Origin of the sequence: Pseudomonas sp. B21-054, from assembly GCF_026016345.1 — a bacterium.
GTDB lineage: Bacteria > Pseudomonadota > Gammaproteobacteria > Pseudomonadales > Pseudomonadaceae > Aquipseudomonas.
Map to the genome: position 1 here is coordinate 3,078,038 of NZ_CP087204.1, position 26,988 is coordinate 3,105,025.

Below are 26,988 nucleotides of genomic sequence, written 5' to 3' on the forward strand. Positions count from 1 at the left end.
GAGCCTGAGTCAAACCTTAAGGCCGCTTTGGGCTCAAACCTCCGGCAAGGTTGAGCCGCCGTCGACCACCAGGGTCTGTCCGGTGACATACGAAGCCAAGTCCGACGCCAGGAACAGCATGGCCCCGGCGATGTCGCTCGGCTTGCCCAGGCGACCCAGCGGGACCCGGCGGGCGATGTCCTGGTTGACTTCATCGTCCCCGAGGTTCGCCATGGCCGGGGTGGCGATCATGCCGGGTTCGACGCCGTTGACCCGCACGTTCTGCGCCGCCAGTTCCAGCGCCGCGTTGCGAATGAAGCCATTGACCCCGGCCTTGGACGCCGCGTAGTGGCTGAGGCCCGGATAGGCCACCCGTGGGCCGGTGACCGAGGAGGTCACCAGCACGCAACCCTGGCCCTGGCGCCGGAACATCGGCAGCGCCGCCTGGGTCAGCCAGAACAGCGCCGAGAGGTTCACCGCCAGCGTTCGCTCAAGTATCGGCGGGGTGATCTCGGCGAACGGTGTCAGCGGAAAATACCCGGCGTTGTGCACCAGGACATCCAGCCTTCCCAAGCGTTGCTCCAACCCGGCCATCATCCCGGAGATCGCCGTGGCATCGGCCAGGTCGACCCCCACGGCTTGCACCTGACAACCCCCAGCAGTCAATTCGCTCGCCACTGCTTCGGCCCGCGTCAGGCCCAGGTCGGCGATCACCACATGGGCCCCGCGCAGGGCAAAGGCTTCGACGATGGCCCGGCCAATGCCCTGGGCCCCTCCGGTGACCAACACGGTTTTACCGCTGAAATCCAGATCTTCAGGCATGGGTAGCCTCCATTCGGCTGAAGGCCAGTGTCGGCACGTCCACGATGCTGGAGCCTCCGTCGGCCACCAACGTCGCGCCGGTGATGATTGAGGCGTGGGGCGACGCCAGGAAACGGCAGACATGGGCAATTTCTTCGGCGCTGGCGGGCCTGCGCAGCGGTACGTCGGCGCAGACCCGGTCGTACGCCTGTTGCAGCGTCTCGCCATGAAACTTCATCAGTACCTGCATTTCCTCATCGGCCATTGGCGTACGCACCCAGCCTGGGCAGACCGCGTTGACCCGCACGCCTTTGGGCCCATAGTCCCGTGCCAAGGAACGGTTCAGGCCCAGCAGCGCATGCTTGGTGGTGGTGTAGCCACAGACCCCAGGCCCAGCCGCCAATGAAGCGATGGATGCGATCAGCACGATGTTGCCAGCGCTTTCCTGCAGCAGCGGCAGGCAAGCCCGGGCGCTGTAGAACGCGCTGTCGAGATTGCTGCGCACGGCCGTTTCCCAGGCCTGCGGGCTGGTCTCGGTGGCGCTGCCCAAGCCCATGCCGCCAGCGCAGGCCAGCAGCACATCGATCCGGCCGAAGCGCTGGCGGATCTGCGCGACAAAACCGTCCCAGGTGGCCGGGCAAGCCGCATCACCCGCCAGCACCAGGCCGCCGATCTCCTGCGCCAGTTGCTCCAAGGGTTCGCGGCGTCGACCAATCAACACCAGATTGGCACCTTCGCCAGCATACAACCGGGCACAGGCGGCACCGATGCCGGTGCCCGCTCCGGTGATCACGATGGTAGGCAAATCACGCATCGGGATAGTCCGTGCTGTTGAGTACCTGGCAGTAGGAACTGACCGGGAAATTGGAAAACTCATCGAAGGACGCTTCGGCGTAACCGAAGATCTTGCCGTCGCTGCGGTGCTGTTGCAGGTCGATCAACACCAGGCCCAGGGTCGGGATGATCTTTTCCCGCCACACGAACAGGTACAGCTGGTCGGCGATCTTGTAGGTGTCGCAGCGATCGGTGTCGCACAGGCCTTGCTCCACGCCTTTGAGGCACTGCCAGGTATAGAACCGCTCGTTGAGGTAAATATGTTCGTAGACTTCGCTCGGGCTGTAGCGATACAGGTTGCGCAGCCCCACCAGTTCGGTGGTCGGTGCGTGGGGGCAGAGCCCTTGCTGCCAAGGTCGGTCGAGGCTGCCGTGGAGGAATTCCACCTGGACTGATGTCAGGGGCTTGCCCGCCAAGGCGCGAGTGTAAAGACCTTCGCGCGTTTGTTCCTGCTCGGGCATGCGGCCGATGACCGCGGTGAACGCCGCATTAGCGGTATCGAGTACCAGGCTCACCGACCAGGTTTGCACACCTTCGCGCTTGATGAAGTCCACCAGGTACAGGCCCGGGCGCACCGACGTGGCCCGATAGCTCGCCGTGCCGCTGGAATGACCGTCAGTGGCGCTCCAGGACAGGCTGTCCTGCTCGAAGCGGTGTTCGATCTGCCAGCCATTGGCGAAATGCAGGGTGAAGGTCTTGCCTTTCAGGTCGGCCAGGTTTGGCAGGATGAAGGCTTCTGGGGCAAAGCCATCGGCCAGGGCGCCGACGGTGATCCAGTCTGTAGGTGTGCTCATTGCAAGGCTCCGGTTTGGATGAGATAGCCACTGCGATCATGCAGCTCTGAGGCGCTGCGGCCTATCAACCGAAGGGTTGAACCGATTAGAGAAACAGTGCGCTGACCAACTCGGTACGACTGCTCACACCCACCTTGCGAAACAGATTGATCAGGTGGGTCTTGATGGTCGGCAAGCCTACATCCAGCTCCCGGGCCAGTTGTTTGTTGCTCACCCCTTGGCGCAGCAGCCAGGCGATCTGGCGCTCCTTGGGCGTCAGGTCGCGCAACGGGTCCTCCTGGGCGGGCAGGTGGGCAACAGCCAATTGCAGCAGGGTTTGCAGGGCGGTGAGTTGGGTCAATTGCTGGCTGGTGAAGACGCCTTGCTCGGCGGTGCGCAGTAACGAAATGGCGGCTTGAGGCTGGCCGTCCCGATGGGCGAACACTTCCACGACATCCACCACGCCGTAGCGCTGCAGGAAGTTGCGATAGCGCTGACTGTCACGCACCGGTTGACGGGCCATCGCCAGGCCCAGTGGCACCACGACCAGGTCATCGGATACGCAGTGACGTGGTTGCAGTGGGTCGAACTGGCGATAGTTGTCCAGATAGTCGCGGTGCATCTCGCCACTCATGCCGTGCAGGCTGAAGTCATGGGCTTGCAGCTGCCGGTCGACGCAGTAGAAGGCCGCCCGGCTGGAGGGGATGAGTTGGGTGAATGCGTGCAGGCAGTGGCCGGCGATGTCCTGGGTGGGGATGACGTTCATGATCTAAAACCCTGCCAAAAGCGCTGCACGCGACGGCCTTATTAAGGGCCCGGCGGGCGCGCCTGTCTTGATCATCCGTGCCGGGGTATTTGACCGAGCGCGCCATGGCGATGAGGGCCGCGCCATGAAAAGTACAACCTTGGATCTGGAAGGTGCATTTTTTGCCCGTCTTCGATTGCCCATACTGGACCGGCCTTAATCATTGATCCCGCCGTATGCGCAGCCTTCGGGTTGCCGGACAAAGGCCGGATCGGTAGATGCCAATAATAAAAGAGCCCGTCCATGAAAAAGCCAAATCCGCTGCTCGAAGACCTCAAGCCCATCCTGCCGGTCATTGCCGCCAATGCCTTCCAGGCGGAAAAGGATCGGACCGTCCCTGCCGAAAATATAGCCCTGCTCAAAGGCATCGGCCTGCACAAGGCCTTCCAGCCGAAACAGTACGGGGGCCTGGAGATTTCCCTGCCGCAGTTCGCCGATTGCATCGCCTTGCTGGCCGGCGCCTGTGCCAGCACCGCCTGGGCCATGAGTCTGTTGTGCACCCACAGCCATCAACTGGCAATGTTCCCGGCCAAGACCCAGCAGGAAATCTGGGGCGATGATCCCGATGCCACCGCCAGCAGCAGCATCGCCCCATTTGGTCGCACCGAGGAAGTCGAGGGTGGCGTGATGTTCAGCGGAGAAATGGGCTGGAGCAGCGGTTGCGATCACGCCGAATGGGCGATCATGGGGTTTCGCCGCAAAAATGCCGAGGGTACCCAGGACTATTGCTTCGCGGTGTTGCCCCGCAGCGATTATGAAATCCGCGATGACTGGTTCGCGGTGGGCATGCGCGGCAGTGGCAGCAAGACGTTGATCGTCGACAACGCTTTCGTGCCGGAGCACCGGATCCAGAAAGCCAAGGACATGATGGAGGGCAAGTCCGGTGGGTTTGGCCTGTACCCCGACAGCAGGATTTTCTATTCGCCGTATCGTCCGTACTTCGCCAGTGGCTTTTCCACCGTCAGCCTGGGCGTGGCCGAACGCATGCTGGAGGTCTTTCGCGAGAAAACCCGCACCCGCGTGCGCGCCTACACCGGGGCGGCGGTGGGCGCAGCAACGCCAGCGTTGATGCGTTTGGCTGAATCGACCCATCAGGTGGCGGCGGCTCGGGCGTTCCTCGAAAAAACCTGGCAGGAACATGCCGACCACGGTGAGCGCCACGAATACCCCAGCCGTGAAACCCTGGCGTTCTGGCGAACCAACCAGGGTTATGCCACCAAGATGTGCATCCAGGCGGTGGATCGCCTGATGGAAGCCGCCGGCGGCGGCGCCTGGTTCGAAACCAACGAATTGCAACGGCTGTTCCGCGATGCCCACCTGACCGGCGCCCATGCCTACACCGACTACGACGTCTGTGCACAGATTCTCGGGCGCGAATTGATGGGCCTGGAGCCCGATCCCACCATGGTGTGACCGCCTGCTCGTCGGGCCCCGTCCATAAAACAATAATCGAGGCCGTCGCCTGAGGCGGCCGGGAGTCTTGCATGTCCAGTGTTTGTGATACCGCTTTCGACACCCGCGCGTTCCGCCGGGCCCTAGGTAACTTTGCCACTGGGGTGACCGTGGTCACCGCAGCCGCTGAAGATGGCCGCAAGGTCGGTGTGACCGCCAACAGTTTCAACTCGGTGTCCCTGGACCCGCCGTTGATTCTCTGGAGCATCGACAAACGCTCCAGCAGCCATGGCGTGTTCGAAGCCGCCAGTCATTTTGCGGTGAACGTGCTCGCCGCCGACCAGATCGACCTGTCGAACAACTTCGCACGGCCCAAGGAAGATCGCTTCGCCGAGATCGAATTCGAGGCCGGCGAAGGTGGCGCCCCCGTGTTCGTGGACTGCTCGGCGCGTTTTCATTGTGAGAAATACCAGCAGGTCGACGGTGGCGATCACTGGATCATGATCGGCAAGGTCGTGGCCTTTGATGATTTCGGACGCTCGCCCTTGCTCTATCACCAGGGCGCCTACTCGATGGTGCTGCCCCACACTCGCATGACCAAGCGAGAAGAGGGCCAGTCCCCCAGCAGTCATTTCCAGGGCCGCCTGAGCCACAACCTGTATTACCTGATGACCCAGGCGTTGCGGGCCTATCAGGCCAGCTACCAGCCGCGTCAGTTGTCCACCGGCTTGCGCACCAGTGAGGCACGAATGTTGATGGTGCTGGAGAACGACGCCGGACTGAACCTTTGCGACCTGCAGCGGGAGGTGGCGATGCCAGTGCGCGAGATCGAGGAAGCCGTGGCCAACCTCAAGCGCAAGGGCCTGGTGAGCGATGAAAGCGAGCGGGTGCGCCTGACCGCCAAGGGCATCGACGAAACCGAAGGGCTCTGGGCGATAGCCAAGGAGCAGCAGGACAAGGTGTTCGGCCAGTTCAGCGAGGAGCAGGTCGAGCATTTCAAACAAATGCTCAAGGGTGTGATCAAGGGCGCTTGAGCTGAAACATGCATCAAGGCTTGGCACCAACCTCTGTGGCGAGGGGATTTATCCCCGCTGGGCCGCGAAGCGGCCCTAAAGCTACAACAGCGAATTGACTGACACACCGCGATGGCCGATATCGGGGCTGCTTCGCAGCCCAGCGGGGATAAATCCCCTCGCCACAGGTAACTCGACGTCGGAGATGTTAAGATTTAGTTAACTCATTAACTAAATCTGCTCGCGAACCCACTCCATGCCCAAACCGCGCCAATCCTTGACCCTGACCCTGCTACAGGCCCGTGAAGCGGCCATGGGTTTTTTCCGGCCGTCTCTCAATCAGCACGGCTTGACTGAACAGCAATGGCGGGTCATCCGTATCCTCAGCCAGCACGACGAGCTGGAAATCAATCGCCTGGCCGAGCTGGCCTGCATCCTCAAGCCCAGCATGACCGGTGTGCTGGTGCGGATGGAAGCGGCGGGCATGGTCGTGCGGCGCAAGGCCGAACAGGATCAGCGGCGGGTACTGGTGCGCCTGGCACCGCAAGGGCAGGCGTGCTTCGACTCGATGAGCCAGAGCATGGAAGAGAATTACCAGCGCTTGCAGGGGAAGTTGGGGGAGGAAAAGCTGCAGACCTTGCTGGGGTTGCTCAATGAGCTGAAGATGATCAGGCGCTGAGATCCTTGTGGCGAGGGAGCTTGCTCGCTCGCCACAAGGGGTGTGGTTGATATCAGTACACGCCCCCAACCACAGGCTTTGCCACATCCTTGAACGTCGCCGCCAGGGTCTGCAAGCCCCGCATCAACACCGTCGTATCCACACCCACCGCCACAAACGCCGCGCCGAGTTCGATATAACGCCGGGCCAGTTTTTCATCGGCGCTGAGAATCCCCGCGGCTTTGCCGGCGTGACGGATGCGGGCGATGGCGTCCTCGATGGCCGCTTGCACATCCGGATGGCCGGGATTGCCGCGAAAGCCCATGGACGCGCTCAGGTCCGCCGGGCCAATGAAGACCCCATCGACACCGTCCACCGCCGCAATGGCATCCAGGTTGGCCAGGCCTTCGCGGCTTTCGATTTGCACCAGCAAACACATCTGTTCATCGGCCTTGTCGAGGTAGCCGGGGATGCTATTCCAGCGCGACGCCCGGGCCAGCGCGCTGCCGACGCCACGTACACCCTGGGGCGGGTAGTGGATGGCGCGCACCAGTCCGCGGGCCTGGTCGGCGCTTTCCACCATCGGCACCAACAGGGTTTGCACGCCGATGTCGAGCACTTGCTTGATCAACGCGGTGTCGCCAACGACCGGGCGGATCACGGGCTGGCTGGGGTAGGGCGCCACGGCCTGGAGCTGGCCGAGTAGCGTGCGCAGGTCGTTGGGCGCGTGTTCGCCATCGATCAACAGCCAGTCGAAGCCGGCGTTGGCCGCTAGCTCGGCGCAGTAGGCGTCGGCCAGGCCCAGCCACAGGCCAATCTGTGCTTCACCGCTGCGCAGGCGTTGTTTGAAGGTGTTGATAGGCATGTCCATGAATCAATCTCCGATCAGACGAAACGGCAAGCGATGGAACCGAGCATGTCGTAGTCGACATGGAAGGTGTCGCCCGGATTGGCTGCCACAGGGCGGGTGAAGGAGCCACCGAGGATGATTTGCCCTGGCTGCAACGTCACGTCGTAGGCCGCCAGTTTGTTCGCCAGCCAGGCCACGCCTTTGGCCGGGTGATTGAGCACCGCCGCCGAAACGCCGGACTCTTCGATCACGCCGTTGCGGTACAGCACTGCCGGCACCTTGCGCAGGTCGATCTCGGTGGGACGCACCGCACGACCGCCCATGACCACGCCGGCATTGGCGGCGTTGTCGGAAATGGTGTCGAACACCTTGCGGGTCGCCTTGGTCTGCGGATCGATCTGCTGGATGCGTGCATCGATGATTTCCAATGCCGGGATCACCCACTCAGTGGCATCCAGCACGTCGAACAGGGTCACGTTCGGACCTTTCAACGGCTTGCCAAGGATGAACGCCAGCTCCACTTCCACCCGTGGCACGATGAAGCGCTCAAACGGAATGTCGGAGCCTTCGTCGAAGAACATGTCGTCCAGCAGCGCGCCGTAGTCCGGTTCGGTGATGTTCGACGAAACCTGCATGGCGCGCGAGGTCAGGCCGATCTTGTGGCCAACCAGCTTGCGGCCGTCCTGGATTTTTTGCGCCACCCAGGCGCGCTGGATGGCGTAGGCGTCTTCTATGGAGATCTCGGGGTGATCCAGGGAAAACTGGCGGACCTGCTCCCGTGAACGCTCGGCGTGGTCGAGGCGAGCGGCAGCTTGCTGAATAAGATGTTGATCGAGCATGACGAGGGTCTCTTATTGAGGATTGACGATGGTGGCTTGGGTACGCAGCACCAGCAGGCCACCAAGGGCGATGAACAGCGCCAGCACATAAAGCGCCAGGCTCGCGCTCTGGGTGGTGTCACGCATCCAGCCGATCAGGTAGGGCGCGAAGAACGAGGCGATACTGCCGAAGGAACTGATCAGCGCGATGCCGGCGGCCTGGGTGCTGTTGGACAGGAAGGCCGGCGGCAACTGCCAGAACATCGGCAAGGCGGCGCTGGCGCCCATGCCGGCGACAATCAGGCCAGCCAGCACCAGGGTCGGGTCGGTGGGCGAGAGCCCGGCGACGGCAATGCCTGCCGCCGCCATCAACAGCGGCACGCACAGGTGCCAGCGGCGTTCGCGGTTGCGGTCGGAGGAACGCCCGCAGCCGATCATGAAGAAGCAGCCGGCCAGGTAGGGCACGGCGCTGAGCAGCCCGACCTGGCCGTCGCTGCCGATGCCGGCGCCGTGGATCAAGGTGGGCATCCAGAAGGCCAGGGTGTTGACCGCCAGCATGACGGCGAAATACACCGCCACCAGCAACCAGACCTGCGGGTTGTTGAGGATCGCCGAGAACGAGGTGATGGATTTGCGTTGCTCTTCAACGCTCAGTTGCTCGCGCAGTTGCTGCTTGGCACTGGGCGCAAGCCAGTTGACCGTCTCGAAACTGTCCGGCAGGCACTTGAGCACCACCAAGCCGAGCAGGATCACTGGCAGCCCTTCGATGACGAACATCCACTGCCAGCCGCGCAGGCCGCCAACATCATGGAAGTGCTCGAGAATGCCGCCGGACAGTGGCCCACCGATCACGCCGGCCATCGGCACGGCAATGGCGAACAGTGCGGTCACCTGGGCCCGACGCCGGGCCGGGTACCAGCGGTTGAGGAAGACCAGGATCCCCGGGAAGAAACCGGCCTCGGCCACCCCCAGCAGAAAGCGCAATAGGTAGAAACCGATGGCGCTGTCGATGAGGAACATGCCGGTGGACAGGGCCCCCCAGACCACCATCAGGGTGGCGATCCAGCGCCGTGGACCGACCCGGTCCAGGGCCATGTTGCTCGGCACGCCAAACAGCGCATAGGCGATGAAAAACAGACCGGCGCCGAAGCCGTAGACCGTGTCGCTGAACTGCAGGTCGGCGCTCATCTGCATCTTGGCGAAGCCGATGTTGATGCGATCCAGGTGGGCGAACAGGTAGCAGACCAACAGCAGCGGCATCAGCCGCCAGGTGATGGTGGCATGGGTGCGGTCGTGGGCGATGGTACCGGCAGAGTCGGCGGTGTTGGCTGTGCTCATGATCTTGTACTTTTTGTCAGAGAGGCCGATGGGACGAACGGGCAGGCAGGCTTAGCTTGTCTGGGCCTTGAGGAAGGCATGGACGTTGTTAGCCTTGAAGTTGAGTTGCTCGTGCAGTTCGATCATTTCGAACGACAGCGCCAGCAGGCGCTGGGCCTGGAGTTCAGCGAAGTGCGCGGTGATCACCTCGAAAAGTTTTTCCGCGACTTTCTGGCGGGTGGCCAGATCACGACCATGACCGACTTTCAAGGTCATGTGCACGAAGGCGTAGTCGTGCTTGCCGTCAGCCATGCGCCAGGTGTCCAGGCGCACGCCACGGCTGCGGATGCCACCCAGGGGAAACACGCCGCTGTCGCCCAGCACGGCGTGGACTTTTTCAAACAGTCCGAGCAGATCGGCTTGTTGTTCGATGTTATCGGTGTATTCAGCGATGAAATGGGGCATGGGGGCCTCCTGCGTCGGCAGCTTTGAGTGGTGAGCTGCAAGCGGCAAGTTGAAAACGATCAGCTTGTCGCTTGCAGCTGCTGTTCAGACTGGAAAAATGGCGTTGATCTGGCCGGTGCCCGAGCTGCCGAAAGGCTCGGTGATGATTTCGGCGGGCTTGTCGTAATCCGGGCCGCCGAGCAGGCCCAGCAACATCGCGGTGTCATGCATCTTGCCTTCGCCGAAGCAGTGTTCGGCGTAGTCCGGGAGCATCGCGCAGAACTCTTTCCAACGGCCCTGGCGCCACATCTCCACGACGTGCAGGTCGACCTGTTTGTCGAACTCCCGCGTCCAGTTATGGATGTTGGCTTCGGCATTGCGGTCATCGGAGAAACGGTGCGACAGCGAACCGGAGGCTAGCACCAGGACCTTGCGGTCGCTTTTCTCGATGGCCCGGCGTACGGCGGCGCCGAAGGTGAAGCTGTCTTGCAGGCGATGCCAGGCGCACCAGGCGGCAATCGACACGACGTTGAGTTTTTGTTCCGGCGGTACGTCCATGTGCATGTAGCGCATGGGCACCAGCGTGCCGTATTCCAGCTCGAGGCTCGGGATGTTGTGGGCCAGGGTGCGCACGTCAGCGGCATTGGCCTCGGCGGCGATCAGTTCGCCCAGTTCAGGGCAGCCTGGGTATTCGTATTCCATGTTCTTGATGAAGTGCGGCAGCTCGTTGCTGGTGTAGATGCCTTTGAAACGCTCACCGCCGTTGACGTGATAGGCGCTGTTGACCAGCCAATGCACGTCGAACACCACGGCGGTGTCGGCTCCCAGCTCACGGGCCCGGCGACCGATTTCCTTGTGGCCGGCAATCGCTGCGGCGCGGCAACCGTGGTGCTTGCCGGGCAGCTCCGACAGGTACATCGAGGGAACGTGGCAGATTTTCGCCGCCAGGACGACTTCGCCCATGATGATTCTCCTGAAAAGATTGTTCTTGTTGGATCTTGGATAATCGGTGAATCGGGTCTTGCTTGTGTTGGCGCTTTTGTGGCGAGGGGATTTATCCCCGCTGGGCTGCGTAGCAGCCCCAATATTTGAGAAGTCGGTGTGCCAGGTCTACCGAGGGGGCGCTTCGCGCCCCAGCGGGGATAAATCCCCTCGCCACAGGGGTCATCAATTACCTTGGGTCATATCCCCCATCGCGGTATGTGATGACTGCCCATGGAGATGCAAACGTTCTTGATCTCGGCGAACACTTCAAAGCTGTACTGTCCACCTTCGCGACCGGTTCCGGAACCCTTCACGCCGCCGAAAGGCTGGCGCAGGTCGCGCACGTTCTGGCTGTTGATGAACACCATGCCGGCCTCGATGCCGTGGGCCAGGCGATGGGCCTTGCCGATGTCCTGGGTCCAGATGTACGAGGCCAGGCCATATTCGGTGTCGTTGGCCAATTGCAAGGCCTCGGCTTCGTCCTTGAACGGGATCAGGCACACCACCGGGCCGAAGATTTCTTCCTGGGCGATGCGCATCTTGTTGTTCACATCGGCGAACACCGTCGGCTGGATGAACTGGCCGCGGCTCAGGTGCGCCGGCAGGTTCGCCGGGCGCTCCAGGCCGCCGGCCAGGAGGGTGGCACCTTCTTCGAGGCCGATCTTGATGTAGCCAGTGACCTTGTCGTAGTGGGCCTGGGTGATCATCGAGCCGACCTGGGTTTTCGGGTCTTGCGGGTCACCGACGATCAGGCGTTTGGCGCGGGCGGCAAACTCGGCGACGAATTGCGGGTAGACGCTTTCCTGGATGAAGATCCGGCTGCCGGCGGTGCAGCGTTCGCCGTTAAGGGAGAAGATGGTGAACAGCGCCGCGTCGAGGGCGCGCTCCAGGTCGGCGTCTTCGAAAATCAGTACCGGTGACTTGCCGCCCAGTTCCATCGAGTACTTTTTCAACCCGGCGGTCTGCATGATTTTCTTGCCGGTGGCGGTGCCGCCGGTGAAGGAAATCGCCCGCACATCCGGATGACGCACCAACGCATCGCCGGCCGTGGCGCCGTAGCCCTGGATCACATTCAACACGCCGTTGGGAATGCCGGCCTCGACGGCCAGGCGCCCCAGTTCGTTGGCGGTCAGGGGCGACAGCTCGGACATCTTCAGCACGGCGGTGTTGCCCAGGGCCAGGCACGGTGCGGTCTTCCAGGTCGCGGTCATGAACGGCACGTTCCAGGGCGAGACCAGCGCGCAGACACCCACCGGTTGGTACAGGGTGTAGTTGAGCATCTGGTCGTCGACCGGGTAAGTATGGCCGTCCATGCGCGTGCAGACTTCAGCAAAGAAATCGAAGTTGTGGGAGGCCCGCGGGATCAGCACGTTCTTGGTCTGGTGGATCGGCAAACCGGTGTCGAGGGTTTCCAGTTCGGCCAGTTTTGGCACGTTCTGCTCGATCAGTTCACCGAGCTTGCGCATCAGCCGGGCGCGTTCCTTGGCCGGGGTGTTGGCCCATTTCGGAAAAGCATCCTTGGCGGCGGCTACGGCCTGGGCGACTTCTACGGCGCCGCCGCTGGCGACTTCGCCGATGGCTTCGCCCGTGGCTGGGTTGTAGTTGACGAACACGTCTTTGCTTTCGACCTCACGGCCGTCGATCCAGTGTTTGATCATGCTGCTCACGCCTCTTTACGGGATGCGAAGAACTCGGCTTCGCTGACAATGTGGTTGACCAGGCGGCCGACGCCTTCCACTTCCACGATCACTTCATCACCGGGCACTACGTCTGCCAGGCCCTCCGGCGTGCCGGTGGCGATCATGTCGCCGGGTTGCAGGGTCATGAAGCTGGACAGGTATTCGATCAGGTAGGGAATGTCGAAAATCATGTCCTTCGTGCTGCCTTCCTGACGCAGTTCGCCGTTGATCCAGGTGCGCAACTTCAGGTTGCTCGGGTCCGGCACATCGGCCACATCGACGATCCACGGGCCGACTGGGGTCGTGGCGTCACGGTTCTTCACTCGCAGGTTGGGGCGGTAGTAGTTTTCCAGGTAGTCGCGGATCGCGTAGTCGTTGCACACCGTGTAGCCGGCGAGGTACGCCAGGGCATCCTCGCGCTTGACGTTGCGCGCCTCTTTGCCGATGACCGCCACCAGCTCGCACTCATAGTGCATATAGGCGACGTTATCGGGGCGCCAGGTTTCCTGGTTGTGGCCGGTGTAGGTGCCGGGCGACTTGATGAATGCCAGGGGCTCGGTCGGCGGCTTGAACGCCAGCTCGGCGGCGTGATCGGCATAGTTCAGGCCCAGGGCGAACATGCTGCCGGTGGCCGGTGGCAACCACTGGACCCGGTCTTCGGCCAGCAGGCGACCGTCGGCCAGACGCACGGCGTTATGAGCTTCAACGGTGACGGCGTGGACCTGGCCTTCAAAACGAATGCGCGCGTGTTTCATGAACGTACTCCTGTCTGCTCGGCCACGACGGTATTGGCCAGGCGGCCCAGGCCGCTGATCTGCACTTCGACGCGATCGCCGGGCAACACATCGACCCGGCCCTCGGGTGTACCGGTGATCAGCACGTCGCCTTCGTGAAGGGTCATGAATTCGCTGATCTCGGCAATCAGTTGAGGAATATCGCGAACGAAATTGGCCGTGTTGTTTTGCTGGCGTACCTCGCCGTTCACATACAGCGTGATCGCCAGGCTGTGTGGGTCGGCGACGTTGGCGATGGGCACCAGCTCAGGGCCGATGGTGCAGAACCCGTCCCGGCACTTGGCCTTGACGGCGGGGCGGTAGTAGCTGTCTTCCGGCAGGCTGAATTCATTGACGACGGTGTAGCCGGCGACGTAGTCCAGCGCCTCGGCAGCGCTGACACGGCTGGCCGACTTGCCCATCACCACGCCAAGGGCCGGTCCTGGTTGCAGCCTTTCGCCGTGACCCGGATGAACCACGTCGGCGTCGTGCTGGTTGCGGGTATTGGGCGTCTTGATGAACAGCACCGGCTTGACCGGCGGTTTCTGGTAGGGCGGTTGCTCGAACTCGGCGAGGCGCTGTTTCAGCAGCCCCTGATAGTTCAGCGCAACCCCGAACAGGGTGCCTGTCGCAACGTCATGCAGGGCACGGCTCATGCTTGTCTCCTGGGGATGCAGAGTGATGAGGGCTCTGCGATATTGTTAATGTGTTAACAGTTATAATTAAGATGTTAACTATCGTCAAGCGTGGCAGAATCATCGGGTGCTGGTTGGCCTGCCAGATTCGGTGCAGGATGGGCGTGAGCCGGTGCCTGAATCAGAATAAAAACGAGTACTGCGTGATGACCGACCGTCAGCCGATTCCGAATATCAACATTGGTCAGGTGTACGACCAGCGCTACAGCGATGCCGAGGTCCACTACGACCGGCTCGCCAACCTGGCGGGTTTTTTCGGCCGCAATATGCCGGTTCATCGCCACGACCGTTTCTTTCAGGTGCACTACGTCAAGAGCGGCACCGTGCGGGTGTATCTCGACGATCAGCAATACGTCGAGTCCGGTCCGATGTTCTTCCTCACGCCGCCGACCATCCCTCATTCGTTCGTGACCGAGGCCGACAGTGACGGGCATGTACTGACGGTGCGCCAGCAATTGGTGTGGCAATTGATCGACGCCGATCCGAGCCTGGCGCCGGCCGGTGTGCAAATGCCGGCAGCCTGCGTGGCGCTGGCGCAGTTGGGACCGGAGCAGGCGGGGGAGGTGCGGCGGCTGGAATACTTGTTCGAGGAACTGAGCGAGGAGGTGACGGCCACGCAGGCGGGGCGCAGCGCGGCACTGGACGGCTTGACGCGGCTGATCATGATCAGCCTGCTGCGGTTGTGCTCCAACTCCCTGGAAGCCCGGCCGGCCCGGCATGAAGACTTGAAGATCTTTCATCGTTTCAATGAGCTGATCGAGGCTCATTATCTGCAGCACTGGCCGTTGTCGCGTTACGCCGAGGGCATCGGCGTGACTGAGGCGCGCCTGAACGACGTATGCAGACGCATCGCCGACTTGCCTTCCAAGCGCCTGATCATGGAGCGACTGATGCAGGAGGCCAAGCGCCTGTTGCTGTTCACCGGCAGCTCGGCCAATGAAATCTGCTACCAGCTCGGGTTCAAGGACCCGGCCTATTTCAGTCGGTTTTTCCAGCGCTATGCCCAGCTGACCCCCGGGGAGTATCGCCAACGGCAATCGGGGTTGCGTTGAGCGCTTGCAGCGCTGTGACCGCGACACTAAGCTGCCGACTCGCCCATCCACACAGTTCGAACATGGCCAACCCCAGACCTTCTTTGACCCTGACGTTGTTGCAAGCCCGCGAAGCGGCGATGGCTTTTTTCCGCCCGGCGTTGAACCAGCATGACCTCACGGAACAGCAGTGGCGAGTGATCCGCATCCTCTATCAGCAAGGTGAGCTGGAAAGCCATCAGCTCGCCCATCAGGCCTGCATTCTCAAGCCGAGCATGACCGGTGTGCTCAGTCGCCTAGAGCGTGACGGCCTGGTGCGTCGGCAGAAGTCCAGCCAGGACCAGCGCCGGGTTTTCGTCGGCCTGACCGAACGCGGCCAGCAGTGCTTCGTGTCCATGAGCGAGGGCATGGAAGGCAACTACCGACGGATCGAAGAACAGTTCGGCGAGGAAAAGATGCAGCAACTGCTCGCCTTGCTCAATGAGCTGAAAAACATCAAGCCCTGAGCCATAAGCTTTTGTGGTGAGAGAGCCTGCTCCCACAGAGTCGAGCGGGAGCAATCTCTGGCCACAAAATCGCTTCACACCACACTGTGTTCACGCAACTCCTGCAACCGATCAGCCCCGCCTTCAGCCACGCGATTCTCGATCAAGCGATCAGAGCCGCCCTCGGCCACGCGATTCTGGATCAAACGATCGGATCCGCCTTCAGCCAGTTGATGCGCAGCCTGGGCCGGTGGAGTCTTTGCTGAGGCAGCGTTCGACAGGCCGACGCCGCCAACCAGTGTCAGGGCGATTGCCATAGACGAAAATTTCGAGAAGTTGAACATGGTGATTCTCCTTGCGCTTGATTGAGTGGGCCGGTGGCAACGAATGTGTCGCTGTCCGGTGATCACAGTTAAACGCGCGGATGTATCGACGATGTGTGCCGGGAGGGGGCGAAATTCATCATTTCGTATCAGCCCGCATTTGATATACAGACCGATACAAACTCAGTAAGCGAGGGCGAGCGGATAGCTTCAAATGCCTGGTCAGGGCTGGGGCAGGGCTTGCTTCAACTGGTCAACCAACGCAGGCGTCATGTAGTGCGGGCCATCGAACAGGTAGAGCGGGTACCCGTCATAGGCCGCCAGTTGCGGCTTGAGTTCGGCCACGGTGGCTGAACGGAAGCCACCACCGTATTTCGGGCGAAAGGCTTCGACGATGATCCGCACGCGGTCCTTGCCAAGCCGATCACGCAGGGCGTCGGCATAGTTGCGCGCGACCGGGGCGGTGCGGGCATAGACGCCGACGCCGTCCTGGAAAAACACGCCGATGTCGTTCGGTAACCATTGCTTGAGCCAATCGGCGGTGGCGGCCGGGCCGATATTGGCGCCGTCGTAGACGCTGATCCAGAGTGGGCGCGGCAGTTTGGCCAGCAAGGCCGGCAGCTCCGTGGCGCGAGCCCAACTCGGATCGACTTCGGCGGGGAAGTACCAACCGCTGACATGCAGCGGCGTGGGCAGCCCTGCAATGCGCTCCGACACCGCCGCCAACTGCTCGATGTTGTCCCGTGAGCGGTTTTCACTGAAGTAGCCGGCCAGCCCGAGGATGACATCCTGGGCCCAGGGTGCCTTGGCAATGCGCGCCCAGTCCGGCAGCACCGGTACGCTGGTCAACCCGGTGCCAGGCACGAAGGCCTGGTCGTCCACCACCGTCCACTGCACCAGCAGCTCGTGCACCCCGAGTTTTTCCCAGGTGCCGTTGATGCCGACGGTCTGGTTGTCAGGCTGCCAGACGATGCCGACGATGTTCGGTGCCGCACTGGTGGTCATGTAGTACGTCCCTGTACCTGCGGCGAGAAGCGCGGCCAGTAACAGGGCCGCGACGATCTTGCGATTGATTGCATGGGCGAAGCTTTTCAAACAAGTCCCTTCTGGGTGCAGTGTAGTCGCGGTTCGGCCAGGCGAGACGCATTTCGTAGCGATGGATCGGATATCACATCAACGCCCTCAATAGGAGTAGGTCAGGCGAGCGAACACGCCTTTGGCCCGATCCTCGCCAAACACCCTGGCTCGGTACTGCAGGGAAAAGTCCACGTAGGAGCGCGGTGCGTTGTAGGCGTCTTCCCGGAACCAATAACGTACGTTGTTTCCTATCCCGATGCCTCCGGCATCGCCGGAAGAAAAACCGCCACCGGCTTCGCTGTTCATCTTCGAATCGTAGTCGATCGCCGCCACGACATGGGGGAAGGTTACCCAGCGCGAACCGGTTCCGCCGATGGCGTAGCTGCGGCCCACTTGCCATTCGCTGTTGAAGTAATTGCGCGAGTCATTGATGTAATGGCCCACCTCGGCATACAACTGCGAGGTCCACCAGCTCGGCACATCGACCCGCAGGTCGGTACCGATGCTCGAACCGTAGCCCAGGCGCACCAGCCAGTCGCCGTCGACATTGGACGAGCCAAGGGGGAAGGTGCGTTCGAGGGCGGCCATGATGTTGACGGAACTGAAGGGTTTGACCCTTACGCCAACAGCGCCTTGCAGGGCATCGGCGCCGGTGTCCGAGTCGCTGTTCTTGCTCCACAGGGTATCGGTAATGCGCCCGTAGAGTTCGACAAAGCGCGCGTTGCGATAACCCAATGGGCGCCAGGACAGCTCGGTGCTGTTTTGTAGCAGGTCATTGCTTTGGCTGCCGCTGCTGCCGGTGCTCGGTGCCGCACTCAGGCCACTGGAGCTGTTGCCGCGATAGCTGGTGGTGCTGGTCAGGCCCATCCGGCGCGAAACGTCACCCACGGCGCGACGGGTATCGAACAGTTGTTGCGCGGACATGGGCGTTTCTGCAGTTTTTTGCCCATCGATCACGCGCTTGAAGTACGCGACGGCTTCGTCGTCTTCATGGACACGCATGGCGTTGTAGGCCGCGTCCTGGGCTGCCGCCGGCTTCAGTGGCGTGGTGGCGTCGGCCTTGCGAAACGCCGCGTGGGCCGTTTCGTCGTCGCCGCTGCGGACCGAATCATAGGCAAGCTGCAAATCGCTTACCGGTGTCTGCTCATAAGTGTTAACCCGCCGGGTGGCGCACGTCAGGCCGAAGGCGCTTTCCTGGCACTCCAGGACCGGTGCGTCGGAATCATTGGCATCGAGCAACGCACTGTCGAGCAGTTGCTGGTTGGCGGCGATTTCCGGAGCCCAGGCTACGGCTTTGCGGGCCTTTTCCACAGCCAGGGCTCGGTTGCCTTGCTGCAGGGCGCGGTAGCCCTGGACCGCCAGCGGTGCTGCCAGTTGGCGGCGAATTTCTTTGCGCCGCATCAGCAACGTGGTGTCGTTGGTGAAGACTCCTAGCGCATCGGTAACGGCCTGGTCGGCCTCTTCCAGCTGTTGCTGGCGCTGCAAGGAGTCGATCAGCAGCAATCGATACTCGCGACGACGGGGCGCCTGGGTGATGGCCTTGCGGGCCGATTGCGCGGCCAGGCCGAATTGTTCGCGATCGTAGGCTTTGAAGCCCTGGGACGCGGCGGCGAAGCCCGGTGTTGCCGGCGCGGCGCGGGATGACCTGGCGGTTTGCGGCTGGTCGCGCAGTTTCTTGTCCCGTTCGGCCAGCTCAATCAGCGTGTTCAGGCGCGTCACGTCGGCGCGCAGGCGCAGGGCTTCGCGCGCCTTGGCGATGGCCAGGTCGTAGTCCTTGCGCTCGTAGGCACTGTAGGCCTCGTTGGCGGCGGTGTAGGCCGGCCCAGTCAATGGCAGCGGCAACGTCTCGGCCGACGCCAGTGCGCAGGCCAGGCTCAGCCCCGTGGCCAAGAGGGTCAGAAGGGGGCGGTTCATGCCGGAAGCTCCATTGGGTAGAGGCTGTGCTGGCGTGCCACCACCTGTTCGATAGTTGCCCGCGGCAGCACGCCGCTGTCGACCAGGTAATCGCCGATCCGGCCGTGATGCTGCGGACGATACTGCAGCATGGCGCGGCTGAACTGATCGCGATCGAGCAGGCCCATTTCGATCAGCAGGTCGCCCAGCAGCGGCGCACTGGCATTCGGTACGGCATGACCGTTGTTCGCTGGCAATCGGCGCAACAACGCGAGAATTTCACTCTCCCGGGCGATCAATTGCACCGGCTCGCTGCCCAATTCGGCGCTGACCTGTTCCAGGCCTTCGTCGGAAAGCGGGTTGGCGACGGCGATCTGTTCACGCCCTTCGCCATTGCGTCCCAGGGGAATGACCCGCCAGCGCAAGGCAAACTCGCTGGCCAGCGACGAGGTCGAGGCTGCGGCTTTTTCGGCCACCTCGAAGACTCGCGGCAAGTCATTCTGGAACGCAATGGCTTCGGCCAGGGTTTCGTCGTCCAGCCAGCCGTTATTGAGCAGAATCCGACCCAGCGGCACATTACGCGACTGCTGTTCGTCGAGGGCGCTTTGCAGGTTGGTGTCAGTAATGGCCTGCCAGGACAGCAATACACTGCCCAGGCGACGCGGTGCGGTGGCGACCAGATCCGTGGACGGGAAGTCATGCATGGTCTTGTCCCAGACCAGCTTGCGGTTCATCACCTTGCCCACCAGGAACATGCGCCAGGCCCGGGAGGCGGCCATGAAGTTGACGAAGTTGCCCACCAGCATGCGCGGGATCGACAGCAGGCCGTGCTGCCAGCCATACAGCACCGTGGTGAAGTAGTAGCGGTGCACGATCCGCCAGGCCAAGGCAACGCCGTTGGCCAGCAACAGGTATTTGATTACGCCATTGGTTTCAAAGGGCGTAGGGAAACTGACGTCCCACAAGCCGCTGTTGCGCAGGATAATCAGGCCCAGCAGCTGCACCAGGATCACATAGGCGATGATGCTGATGAACGCGGTCACGACGCCCTTGCGGTCGCGAAACAGCAGGTATCGGTTGGCGAGCGAGCCATTCCAGCCCATCTGTTCCCAGCCTTGCAGGCCGATGCCGAGGGTCCAGCGCGCCTTTTGCCGAAAGGCGGTGCGGAAGGTATCGGGGAAAAACTCACGCACGCACAGCGGCATCGTCAGGGTCGATTCATAGGGCTTGCGGAACCAGGATTTGCGCAGCACCCGGAACTGCACCGGGAAACGTACGAAGATCGCGTTCATGCCGACCTTGGCCAATCGCGCACCGACGTCGTAGTCTTCGGTGAGGCTGTCGGTGTTGAACGGCTGGTTTTCGGTTTCGCCGGCCAGCACCCGCAGGGCGCGATGGGAAAAACAGGTGCCGACGCCGGCCGAGGGCACGGTATCGGTCATGCTTTCGCGCACCACCAGGTCCTTGCCGTGCCATTCGGCAAACTCGTCCATGTAGACGCCCGCCACCCATTCGTACCAGTTGCGCTCCAGCGAGACCACCGGCAACTGGATCATGTCCTTGCGCGGCAACAGATAGTTGAACAGACGCAGTTCCAATGGATGCAGCACGTCTTCGCTGTCATGCAACACGACGCCGGCGAAGGTCATGCCGTGGGTTTTCTCGTGCAGGAAGATCGCCTGGATCACCCAGTTCAAACAGTCAGCCTTGCAGGTCGGCCCTGCATGGGGCACTTCCACGCGGTGCAGTTGTTTGTAGCGCCGGCGCATCCGCTCGACTTCGTCGATGGTGCGCTGGTCGTTGACATAGGTGCCGACGAAGACCACGTAGTTCTGGTAGTCGAGCGTCGACACCATGTTCTCGATCATCGGCGCGATGACGTCGTATTCCAGCCAGGCCGGGACCATGATCGCCAGGGGCTGTTCGTCCCGGGCCAACAATTGCTCGACGGTCAGCGGCCGGTATTTGCGGTCCACGGTGAACTTGCGGTACAGGCGACGAGACCAGTACCACACGTCAATGATCAGATCGTCCAGGCTGGAGATCAGGATCAGTACCGCGACCACGATAGTCGCGGCTTCCAGGTAGTTATAGTAGTGGGCCAGCCAATAGGGCCAATAAAGCGACGTCATCAAAGGTTACCGTTACTGGCGATTGCGACGGGCGCTACGGCCAGCCAGCAACAAGATAAGGAATAAGGCAATGCCACCGGGGATCAGCCAAAGCAGCGAAGGTTTGCGCCAGGCATCCAGGCCCTTGGGTTCTTCCTGGCCGATCAACTGGCTGCCGTTGGGATCCTGGGTATCGAAGACCGCCACGGCACCGCTGTCGCCCAGGATCGCCACATCGCCGCGGGTCAATACGACCGGCTTGGCCAGGCTCGGGGGCTGGTCGCCCAGGGCCCGATAGACCAGGCCGTGCTGACCCGAGGCCTGCACCACTTGCAACGACGCCAACTGATTGAGGCGCTGCACATCCAGCATCACCTGGTCTTTATGGTTGATCCGCAGGTGACCCTGCTCATCGACCTGCACCGATTCCTTGCTGTCCTTGAGTGGCAGTTCGAACGCCAGGAAGGCTTTATCCGGGCTGATGACGGCTTTTGGATCGGCGCTGACTTTCAACTGCGCGCGCAGCGGTGAGACGCCGGAAGCATCGGCCACCGGGATCACTTGGGCCAGGCTGCTGGCGGGGTGGTCAAGATAGGCCTGGGGAACGAGCACTTGGGTGTCGACGGCGAAGCGTGCGGCGATGCCGGCGAAATCGTCACCCAACGAGGTTTTGTCCAGCACGATATGGCTGGTAGGCAGTACGGACACCGGGAACGCCTGAGGCGTTTCGAGGCAACGGTCGCTGACCGGTTGGCGCTGGAACGAGACGCGCAAGACGTTTTTCGAACCCAGGGCGTAGCGTGGGATGTGAGCCTGGATGCGTTGCGGTTGGCCATCGGTGGTCAGCTGCTGGGCACCGATCAGGAAGTCATTGAAAAACAGCGAGGCCACGGGCGCGGTGTCCGAAGCGCCGGGTGCAGCGGAGACGTCGACCACGGCGGTAACGGGCAGGCGACCGTCATAGGCCACGCTGCCGAGGGGGAACGAAGTGCTCCAGTCGAATCGCGAGGCTACGTCGAAGTTACCGGGAGCGCCGCCCAGTCGCGACAGGGCCACGCGGCCATCATCGCTCAATGGCGTTTGCGCTTCGTTCACGGTCAACTGGCGGCTGCGCGCCAGCTTGTTCCATGCAGAACCGAGCAAGGACAAGGCTTTGCCGGTCGCATCCGGGGCAATCATCAATACCGGGCGAGTGCCCAACAGTGCCAGACGCACGTTGTCAGTGCCGGTGCCCACCAGGGCGGCGTTGACGTGCGTATCGCGCCATTGGGTCAAGGCCGCTGCCGCCGTGGTGTCGACGCCTTGGACCTGGCTCTGCAAGGCATCCAGGGACTGGTTGATGGCCTGGAGCAGTTGCGGGTCGCTGATGGCCAGGTCGGCCTGTAGGTTCGGCACTTGCCCAAGCATCAGCAGCGCACCGATTTCGGCTGGGTTGGCCAAGGTGTGCTGGCCTTTGCCGTTGAGGCTGACGAAGGCGGGAATATTCAACAGCTCGACCGGGACGCGCAGGCCGCTCAGGTCCACGCTGTCCTGCACGGCAGGGAAGGGCAGGATGCGCGCATGCTTGCCGATCCGCTCCAGGGCCACGCCCAATCGCCAGACGGCGTCATAGCTGCCGGCCGACAGCGAGCCCGGTGCGACCAGGATGCCGGGGGTGGCGGGCAGAGTGGTCCAGGCGGCGCCGACATCCTGCAGTTGGCTGGCGTCGTAGCTGTAGTTCAGGCGTGTGTCGGGTTGAATGCGCAGCACGTTACCGATCACCCGATCTTCTTCGCACAGCGGGCGGGAGACCACGGAGGCCCAGGCAATGCCCAAACGCACCAGGCCGTTGTCGCGCGGGGCTTTGTCTACGCCCAGTTTGACGCTGGCATCGCCCTGCGCTTCGCTGAGGCCTTCGGCACGCACCGGGTAACCGTCGAGCGACAGCACCATGGTGTTGCGGCCACCTTCGCCATTGAGATAGCTGGCGTCCAGCTGCAGTGTCGCATCGTTGAGCGTCACACCGGCGGGTACCGGCAAATACAGTTCCCGTCGAGCGTCGCTGGCGCCCAGCAGGATTGGCGCGGTGATGCCCAGGTCGCTCAAGCGAATCTCCCGCTCCTGGCGGGTATCGGCGTTGAGTCGATGGATTGCCTGGGTGAGCGGGCTATCCGCAGCCAGGGCAAAGTTTGGCATTAGCGCGAGCAGGCTCAGGCCACAGGCAAGGGCGCTGAGCGCGCCCGTAGGGATGGCAACGGAAGGCTTCATTCAGGCAAATCTCGATCTGATAAGGGTGAGTAGCGGTTATTAGGTGAAATCGGCGAGCAACTCGCGTGGCTCGGACAGCGGCGTGTGTAACGGCGCATGGGTCGGTTGCACCTGGCCTACGACAAAATCGTCGACCGGTCGGCCCATCAGGGTGTCGACGATGCGCTGGCTGGCCTTGCCATCACCGTAGGGGTTGACCGCCTGTGAGGTGCGACGCCACAAGGCAACGTCGTCGAACAGCGCGTTCACGCCGGCGATGATCGAGGCCGGGGAAGTGCCCACCAGGCGCACGGTACCGGCGGCCACGGCTTCGGGGCGTTCGGTGACGTCGCGCATCACCAGCACCGGTTTACCCAGGGACGGCGCTTCTTCCTGCACACCACCCGAGTCCGTGAGGATGACGTGGGCGTGTTGCATCAGGCGCACGAACGCCAGGTAATCCAGGGGCTTGATCAGGTGCACGTTGAGCAGGTCACCCAGTTGTTCGGTCACCGGTCCCAGTACGTTGGGATTGAGGTGCACCGGGTAGACGATCTGGATGTCAGTCCGCTGGGCCAAGTGACGCAAGGCCTTGCAGATGTCCAGGAAGCCTTCGCCGAAGTTCTCCCGGCGATGACCGGTCACCAGCAACAGCTTGCGTCCGGTTTGCAGGAACGGGAACTGTTGGTCCAGCTCGCCACGCAACTGCGCATCCTTATTGATGCGCTGGGCAGTCAGTTGCAGGGCATCGATGACGGTATTGCCCGTCACCAGGCAGTGGCCCTGCAGGCGCTCGCCCAGCAGGTTGTCGCGGGATTGTCCGGTAGGGGCGAACAGCAGGTCGGCACTGAGGTCGATGCAACGACGGTTCATTTCTTCCGGCCATGGGCTGTAGATGTCACCGGTGCGCAACCCGGCTTCGACATGACCCACGGGAATACGCCGGTGGAAGGCGGCCATCGAAGCCACCATGGCTGAGGTGGTGTCGCCATGGACCAGCACCCGATCCGGCCGGGTCTGTTCCAGGACCGGGTCGATGGCGCTATAGAGGGCAGCAGTCAGGGAGTTGAGCGTCTGGTGCGGGGTCATCACGTCAAGGGTGAAATCGGCCTTGAGGTCGAACAGATCCAGCACTTGCTTGAGCATGCTTTGATGCTGGCCGGTGACGCAGATCAGCGACTCGATGCCGGATTCGGCGGCGAGGGCCTTGACCAGGGGGGCCATCTTGATGGCTTCCGGACGGGTGCCGAAGATCGACAGGATCTTGATCCGTGGGACTTGAATAGCGATGACGCCCTTCCTCGCGCAGTTTGCTGCGCCACACAACAGTTCGCCCAAGTGCGATCAGGCGCTTGAGCAAGGGATTTAAGTTAAGTGGTTCCAATATCCGAAAGGGGTTATGCGCGTAAAGAAAGTTACGTGGTGGCACCTTGGTTTTTGGATCGGCAGATTAATAACATCAAAGTGCGTCGTCGCAAAGTTTTTTATGTGAAGTTTAATTAATATTTTTTCGGAGGCGTTATTGGTGATGGGGGTGTGGCTGATTATTTGTTGGATCCGTTCTGTTACTGATTGATATTAAAGGAATTTATTTTATATATTTTGTTGAGATATCGTGAGGGCTGCCGTTGTTAATTATTGGCGCCTGAAAAAATAAGATGCAGCTTTTATCTGCCGGTAGGCTGGCGCCGGAATGTTGTCATTAATTTGTAGTTGGTGGCTTTAAGTTGGTTGCGTGCAAAGTATGGCTATTGAGGTTAGTTCATTTTATTTTTGTTTATTGTGACGGGCGGTTAATAGGTAACTATTAATGCGACGGGCTGCTGTTCTTCAATCAAGGAAAGTTGTGCCTGCTTTCGTAGGCGGCGATAGGTAAACCACTTGTGAACGTCTAGCCGATAATCGCCCGCTTTGTCGTGGGTTCATGCCTGGGTTATTGACCGAACTAACCGGTTGGTACATTTTAGGCGCACACCGCCTTGCGTCGCATTGACAAGGCCATAATAAAAAACAGAGGAACACCTCATGCGGACTTGCCTGCACACCCTCGACGCCTCTCCCTTGTTTTGTCGCGCCTGGCCTGGCGCTCTTCGCAACGCCAGCTTCTGGATTCGATAGCGGACTGCGCTGCCGTTCTATCGCGCCGGCTGGATGCCGGTATTCGACAATCGCAGAGGCCTTCAAGATGACAAAAGTCGTCGATCTGTATTTCAAGCTGCTCAAGCTCCTGATCGTGCTGTGCATGATCGCAATGATCGTGCTGGTGTTCGGCAACGTGGTGCTGCGCTATGCCTTCAACTCCGGCATCAGCGTGTCGGAAGAACTGTCGCGCTGGTTCTTCGTCTGGATGATTTTTCTCGGCGCCCTGGTGGCGCTCAAGGACCGTGCGCATTTGGGGATGGACAGCCTGGTCAAGCGTTTGCCACCGGCCGGCAAGCGCCTCTGCCTGGTCATCGGGCATCTGCTGATGCTGTACATCTGCTGGTTGATTTTTATCGGCAGTTGGCAGCAGGCGGTGATCAACCTGGATGTGGTCGCGCCAGCCTCAGGGTTGTCGATGGCGCTGTTCTATGCCGCCGGCCTGGTGTTCGGCGCCAGCGCCGCGCCCATCCTGCTCTACGAACTCTACCTGGCGACGTTCGGCAAGCTCGGCGATGACGAGCTGGTCATGGTCAAGGACAACGACGCTGCCGAAGTGATCGCCCATAACCCCATCAAGAGTACCCGTCCATGACACTGGTTATTTTCCTTGGGTCGTTGATGGGCAGCATGGCGCTGGGCATTCCCATTGCGTTTGCCTTGCTGGTGGTCAGCGTGGCCTTGATGTTTTATCTGGATCTGTTCGACGCGCAAATCATTGCCCAGAACCTGCTCAACGGCGCGGACAGTTTCCCACTGATGGCCGTGCCGTTCTTCATGCTGGCCGGCGAGATCATGAATGTCGGCGGCCTGTCCAAACGCATCGTCAACATCGCCATGGCACTGGTGGGGCACAAGCGCGGTGGTCTCGGTTACGTGGCAATCATTGCTTCCTGCCTGTTGGCATCGCTCTCCGGCTCGGCCGTGGCGGATGCGGCGGCACTGGCGGCGTTGCTGGTACCGATGATGGTGTTGGCCGGGCATAACCGGGGCCGCTCAGCCGGGCTGATCGCCGCCGGTAGCATCATCGCGCCGGTCATTCCGCCGAGCATCGGCTTCATTGTGTTTGGCGTGGCTTCCGGGGTGTCGATTTCCAAGCTGTTCCTGGCCGGTATCGTACCGGGATTGATGCTTGGGGCTTCGCTGGCCGTGGCGTGGTGGTTCATCTCTCGCCGCGAGAATGTCGAGACGCCGCCCAAGCGCTCCCGTGCCGAAGTGCTGCGCACGTTGCTCGACGGCAGTTGGGCGATGGGACTGCCGTTGATCATCATCCTGGGCCTCAAATTCGGCATCTTCACCCCCACGGAAGCCGCCGTGGTCGCGGCGGTCTATTCGCTGTTCGTGTCCCTGGTGATCTACCGGGAAATGAAAGTCAGCCAGCTGTACGAAGTGATCCTGTCCTCGGCCAAGACCACCTCGGTGGTGATGCTGCTGGTGGCGGCGGCCATGGTTTCATCCTGGCTGGTGACCATCGCCGACCTGCCGGGCCAGCTGGCGGAGCTGCTGCAACCCTTCATGGACAACCAGACCCTTTTGCTGCTGGTGATGATGGTGTTGATCATCCTGGTGGGAACGGTGATGGACATGACCCCGACCATTCTGATTCTCACCCCGGTGCTGATGCCGGCGGTCATCCAGGCGGGGATCGACCCGGTGTATTTCGGCGTGCTGTTTTTGATCAACACGGCCATCGGCCTGATTACGCCGCCGGTGGGCACGGTACTCAATGTGGTGTGTGGGGTGGCGAAGCTGGATTTCGAGGAAATCGTCCGTGGTGTGTGGCCGTTCATGCTCGCGCAGTTTGTGGTGCTGTTCCTGCTGGTGTTGTTCCCTCAGCTTGTCCTGGGGCCGTTGAAATTCTTCACCGGATAACATTGGTGCAAGCCTG

At 61.6% G+C, this 26,988-nt stretch carries 25 protein-coding genes; 7 read left to right on the forward strand and 18 right to left on the reverse strand.

Annotation, left to right across the window (positions count from 1 at the left end):
• Window positions 1-33 precede the first annotated feature (33 nt).
• The 4 genes from LOY70_RS13840 to LOY70_RS13855 all read right to left on the reverse strand — a co-directional run bounded on the left by LOY70_RS13840 (window position 34) and on the right by LOY70_RS13855 (window position 3,153).
• Window positions 34-801, reverse strand: a complete 768-nt coding sequence (locus LOY70_RS13840) for an SDR family oxidoreductase (RefSeq protein WP_265037566.1) — start codon at window positions 799-801, stop codon at window positions 34-36.
• Complete coding sequence (locus LOY70_RS13845) at window positions 794-1,594, reverse strand: SDR family NAD(P)-dependent oxidoreductase (RefSeq protein WP_265037568.1); 801 nt, start codon at window positions 1,592-1,594, stop codon at window positions 794-796. Before LOY70_RS13845 ends, LOY70_RS13840 begins: the two co-directional genes overlap by 8 nt.
• Window positions 1,587-2,408, reverse strand: coding sequence for a molybdenum cofactor biosynthesis F family protein (locus LOY70_RS13850; protein ID WP_265037570.1), 822 nt, complete (start codon window positions 2,406-2,408; stop codon window positions 1,587-1,589). Before LOY70_RS13850 ends, LOY70_RS13845 begins: the two co-directional genes overlap by 8 nt.
• Before the next feature lie 85 nt (window positions 2,409-2,493).
• Window positions 2,494-3,153: a helix-turn-helix transcriptional regulator gene (locus tag LOY70_RS13855; protein ID WP_265037572.1), complete on the reverse strand. Its 660-nt coding sequence runs from the start codon at window positions 3,151-3,153 to the stop codon at window positions 2,494-2,496.
• Between the two features lie 282 nt (window positions 3,154-3,435).
• On the opposite strand from LOY70_RS13855, the gene LOY70_RS13860 reads away from it, so the two are divergent.
• The 3 genes from LOY70_RS13860 (at window position 3,436) to hpaR (LOY70_RS13870) (ending at window position 6,276) form a co-directional block, all read left to right on the forward strand.
• Window positions 3,436-4,605, forward strand: coding sequence for a p-hydroxyphenylacetate 3-hydroxylase oxygenase component (locus tag LOY70_RS13860; protein WP_265037574.1), 1,170 nt, complete (start codon window positions 3,436-3,438; stop codon window positions 4,603-4,605).
• A 71-nt stretch (window positions 4,606-4,676) separates the two neighbouring features.
• On the forward strand, window positions 4,677-5,618 hold the full coding sequence (locus LOY70_RS13865; protein WP_265037576.1) for a p-hydroxyphenylacetate 3-hydroxylase reductase component: 942 nt from the start codon (window positions 4,677-4,679) through the stop codon (window positions 5,616-5,618).
• 235 nt (window positions 5,619-5,853) lie between these two features.
• Window positions 5,854-6,276, forward strand: coding sequence for a homoprotocatechuate degradation operon regulator HpaR (hpaR, locus tag LOY70_RS13870; protein WP_265037577.1), 423 nt, complete (start codon window positions 5,854-5,856; stop codon window positions 6,274-6,276).
• 52 nt (window positions 6,277-6,328) lie between these two features.
• Here the strand turns inward: hpaR (LOY70_RS13870) and hpaI are convergent, their stop codons facing one another.
• The 8 genes from hpaI to LOY70_RS13910 all read right to left on the reverse strand — a co-directional run bounded on the left by hpaI (window position 6,329) and on the right by LOY70_RS13910 (window position 13,776).
• Window positions 6,329-7,126, reverse strand: a complete 798-nt coding sequence (hpaI, locus tag LOY70_RS13875; RefSeq protein WP_265037579.1) for a 4-hydroxy-2-oxoheptanedioate aldolase — start codon at window positions 7,124-7,126, stop codon at window positions 6,329-6,331.
• A gap of 14 nt (window positions 7,127-7,140) precedes the next feature.
• Window positions 7,141-7,944, reverse strand: coding sequence for a 2-oxo-hept-4-ene-1,7-dioate hydratase (gene hpaH, locus LOY70_RS13880; protein ID WP_265037581.1), 804 nt, complete (start codon window positions 7,942-7,944; stop codon window positions 7,141-7,143).
• A 12-nt stretch (window positions 7,945-7,956) separates the two neighbouring features.
• Window positions 7,957-9,261, reverse strand: coding sequence for an MFS transporter (locus tag LOY70_RS13885; RefSeq protein WP_265037583.1), 1,305 nt, complete (start codon window positions 9,259-9,261; stop codon window positions 7,957-7,959).
• A 51-nt stretch (window positions 9,262-9,312) separates the two neighbouring features.
• Window positions 9,313-9,705: a 5-carboxymethyl-2-hydroxymuconate Delta-isomerase gene (locus tag LOY70_RS13890; RefSeq protein WP_265037585.1), complete on the reverse strand. Its 393-nt coding sequence runs from the start codon at window positions 9,703-9,705 to the stop codon at window positions 9,313-9,315.
• An 84-nt stretch (window positions 9,706-9,789) separates the two neighbouring features.
• Window positions 9,790-10,647: a 3,4-dihydroxyphenylacetate 2,3-dioxygenase gene (hpaD, locus tag LOY70_RS13895; RefSeq protein ID WP_123416759.1), complete on the reverse strand. Its 858-nt coding sequence runs from the start codon at window positions 10,645-10,647 to the stop codon at window positions 9,790-9,792.
• A gap of 218 nt (window positions 10,648-10,865) precedes the next feature.
• A complete protein-coding gene (gene hpaE, locus LOY70_RS13900; protein ID WP_265037587.1) occupies window positions 10,866-12,326 on the reverse strand; it encodes a 5-carboxymethyl-2-hydroxymuconate semialdehyde dehydrogenase in 1,461 nt (486 codons plus the stop codon).
• Between the two features lie 5 nt (window positions 12,327-12,331).
• Complete coding sequence (locus tag LOY70_RS13905; RefSeq protein WP_265037589.1) at window positions 12,332-13,102, reverse strand: fumarylacetoacetate hydrolase family protein; 771 nt, start codon at window positions 13,100-13,102, stop codon at window positions 12,332-12,334.
• A complete protein-coding gene (locus LOY70_RS13910) occupies window positions 13,099-13,776 on the reverse strand; it encodes a fumarylacetoacetate hydrolase family protein (protein ID WP_265037591.1) in 678 nt (225 codons plus the stop codon). Before LOY70_RS13910 ends, LOY70_RS13905 begins: the two co-directional genes overlap by 4 nt.
• A 185-nt stretch (window positions 13,777-13,961) precedes the next feature.
• Between LOY70_RS13910 and hpaA the strand changes: the two genes are divergently transcribed.
• Both hpaA and hpaR (LOY70_RS13920) read left to right on the forward strand, forming a co-directional pair.
• Window positions 13,962-14,867 (forward strand): 4-hydroxyphenylacetate catabolism regulatory protein HpaA, encoded by a 906-nt coding sequence (gene hpaA, locus LOY70_RS13915; RefSeq protein WP_265037593.1) that lies wholly within the window; start codon window positions 13,962-13,964, stop codon window positions 14,865-14,867.
• Between the two features lie 62 nt (window positions 14,868-14,929).
• Window positions 14,930-15,352, forward strand: coding sequence for a homoprotocatechuate degradation operon regulator HpaR (hpaR, locus tag LOY70_RS13920; RefSeq protein ID WP_265037595.1), 423 nt, complete (start codon window positions 14,930-14,932; stop codon window positions 15,350-15,352).
• A gap of 74 nt (window positions 15,353-15,426) precedes the next feature.
• On the opposite strand, the gene LOY70_RS13925 is transcribed toward hpaR (LOY70_RS13920), so the two are convergent.
• From LOY70_RS13925 to wecB, 6 genes are all read right to left on the reverse strand, one after another.
• Window positions 15,427-15,675 (reverse strand): phage infection protein, encoded by a 249-nt coding sequence (locus tag LOY70_RS13925; protein ID WP_265037597.1) that lies wholly within the window; start codon window positions 15,673-15,675, stop codon window positions 15,427-15,429.
• Between the two features lie 201 nt (window positions 15,676-15,876).
• A complete protein-coding gene (locus tag LOY70_RS13930; RefSeq protein ID WP_265038050.1) occupies window positions 15,877-16,659 on the reverse strand; it encodes a hypothetical protein in 783 nt (260 codons plus the stop codon).
• A gap of 177 nt (window positions 16,660-16,836) precedes the next feature.
• Window positions 16,837-18,645, reverse strand: a complete 1,809-nt coding sequence (locus LOY70_RS13935) for a bacteriophage N4 adsorption protein A (RefSeq protein WP_265037599.1) — start codon at window positions 18,643-18,645, stop codon at window positions 16,837-16,839.
• Window positions 18,642-20,756: a glycosyl transferase family protein gene (locus LOY70_RS13940; RefSeq protein WP_265037601.1), complete on the reverse strand. Its 2,115-nt coding sequence runs from the start codon at window positions 20,754-20,756 to the stop codon at window positions 18,642-18,644. The genes LOY70_RS13935 and LOY70_RS13940 overlap by 4 nt, the downstream gene beginning before the upstream one ends.
• Window positions 20,757-20,768: 12 nt before the next feature.
• The gene (locus LOY70_RS13945) at window positions 20,769-22,982 is read right to left on the reverse strand and encodes a hypothetical protein (protein ID WP_265037603.1); all 2,214 of its coding nucleotides are present in this window, start codon (window positions 22,980-22,982) and stop codon (window positions 20,769-20,771) included.
• A 39-nt stretch (window positions 22,983-23,021) separates the two neighbouring features.
• Entirely contained in the window at window positions 23,022-24,251 is a 1,230-nt protein-coding gene (gene wecB, locus LOY70_RS13950) for a non-hydrolyzing UDP-N-acetylglucosamine 2-epimerase (protein WP_265038051.1), read from the reverse strand.
• Window positions 24,252-25,146: 895 nt separating this feature from the next.
• Between wecB and LOY70_RS13955 the strand changes: the two genes are divergently transcribed.
• On the forward strand, window positions 25,147-25,695 hold the full coding sequence (locus LOY70_RS13955; protein WP_265037605.1) for a TRAP transporter small permease: 549 nt from the start codon (window positions 25,147-25,149) through the stop codon (window positions 25,693-25,695).
• Window positions 25,692-26,972, forward strand: a complete 1,281-nt coding sequence (locus tag LOY70_RS13960; protein ID WP_265037607.1) for a TRAP transporter large permease subunit — start codon at window positions 25,692-25,694, stop codon at window positions 26,970-26,972. Before LOY70_RS13955 ends, LOY70_RS13960 begins: the two co-directional genes overlap by 4 nt.
• Window positions 26,973-26,988: the final 16 nt, after the last annotated feature.

What these genes read in the sequence shown, in the direction of transcription:
- LOY70_RS13840 (WP_265037566.1), bottom strand. Translation starts at nt 801, where the DNA reads ATGCCTGAAGATCTGGATTTCAGCGGTAAAACCGTGTTGGTCACCGGA.
- LOY70_RS13845 (WP_265037568.1), bottom strand. Translation starts at nt 1,594, where the DNA reads ATGCGTGATTTGCCTACCATCGTGATCACCGGAGCGGGCACCGGCATC.
- LOY70_RS13850 (WP_265037570.1), bottom strand. Translation starts at nt 2,408, where the DNA reads ATGAGCACACCTACAGACTGGATCACCGTCGGCGCCCTGGCCGATGGC.
- LOY70_RS13855 (WP_265037572.1), bottom strand. Translation starts at nt 3,153, where the DNA reads ATGAACGTCATCCCCACCCAGGACATCGCCGGCCACTGCCTGCACGCA.
- LOY70_RS13860 (WP_265037574.1), top strand. Translation starts at nt 3,436, where the DNA reads ATGAAAAAGCCAAATCCGCTGCTCGAAGACCTCAAGCCCATCCTGCCG.
- LOY70_RS13865 (WP_265037576.1), top strand. Translation starts at nt 4,677, where the DNA reads ATGTCCAGTGTTTGTGATACCGCTTTCGACACCCGCGCGTTCCGCCGG.
- hpaR (WP_265037577.1), top strand. Translation starts at nt 5,854, where the DNA reads ATGCCCAAACCGCGCCAATCCTTGACCCTGACCCTGCTACAGGCCCGT.
- hpaI (WP_265037579.1), bottom strand. Translation starts at nt 7,126, where the DNA reads ATGGACATGCCTATCAACACCTTCAAACAACGCCTGCGCAGCGGTGAA.
- hpaH (WP_265037581.1), bottom strand. Translation starts at nt 7,944, where the DNA reads ATGCTCGATCAACATCTTATTCAGCAAGCTGCCGCTCGCCTCGACCAC.
- LOY70_RS13885 (WP_265037583.1), bottom strand. Translation starts at nt 9,261, where the DNA reads ATGAGCACAGCCAACACCGCCGACTCTGCCGGTACCATCGCCCACGAC.
- LOY70_RS13890 (WP_265037585.1), bottom strand. Translation starts at nt 9,705, where the DNA reads ATGCCCCATTTCATCGCTGAATACACCGATAACATCGAACAACAAGCC.
- hpaD (WP_123416759.1), bottom strand. Translation starts at nt 10,647, where the DNA reads ATGGGCGAAGTCGTCCTGGCGGCGAAAATCTGCCACGTTCCCTCGATG.
- hpaE (WP_265037587.1), bottom strand. Translation starts at nt 12,326, where the DNA reads ATGATCAAACACTGGATCGACGGCCGTGAGGTCGAAAGCAAAGACGTG.
- LOY70_RS13905 (WP_265037589.1), bottom strand. Translation starts at nt 13,102, where the DNA reads ATGAAACACGCGCGCATTCGTTTTGAAGGCCAGGTCCACGCCGTCACC.
- LOY70_RS13910 (WP_265037591.1), bottom strand. Translation starts at nt 13,776, where the DNA reads ATGAGCCGTGCCCTGCATGACGTTGCGACAGGCACCCTGTTCGGGGTT.
- hpaA (WP_265037593.1), top strand. Translation starts at nt 13,962, where the DNA reads ATGACCGACCGTCAGCCGATTCCGAATATCAACATTGGTCAGGTGTAC.
- hpaR (WP_265037595.1), top strand. Translation starts at nt 14,930, where the DNA reads ATGGCCAACCCCAGACCTTCTTTGACCCTGACGTTGTTGCAAGCCCGC.
- LOY70_RS13925 (WP_265037597.1), bottom strand. Translation starts at nt 15,675, where the DNA reads ATGTTCAACTTCTCGAAATTTTCGTCTATGGCAATCGCCCTGACACTG.
- LOY70_RS13930 (WP_265038050.1), bottom strand. Translation starts at nt 16,659, where the DNA reads ATGACCACCAGTGCGGCACCGAACATCGTCGGCATCGTCTGGCAGCCT.
- LOY70_RS13935 (WP_265037599.1), bottom strand. Translation starts at nt 18,645, where the DNA reads ATGAACCGCCCCCTTCTGACCCTCTTGGCCACGGGGCTGAGCCTGGCC.
- LOY70_RS13940 (WP_265037601.1), bottom strand. Translation starts at nt 20,756, where the DNA reads ATGACGTCGCTTTATTGGCCCTATTGGCTGGCCCACTACTATAACTAC.
- LOY70_RS13945 (WP_265037603.1), bottom strand. Translation starts at nt 22,982, where the DNA reads ATGAAGCCTTCCGTTGCCATCCCTACGGGCGCGCTCAGCGCCCTTGCC.
- LOY70_RS13955 (WP_265037605.1), top strand. Translation starts at nt 25,147, where the DNA reads ATGACAAAAGTCGTCGATCTGTATTTCAAGCTGCTCAAGCTCCTGATC.
- LOY70_RS13960 (WP_265037607.1), top strand. Translation starts at nt 25,692, where the DNA reads ATGACACTGGTTATTTTCCTTGGGTCGTTGATGGGCAGCATGGCGCTG.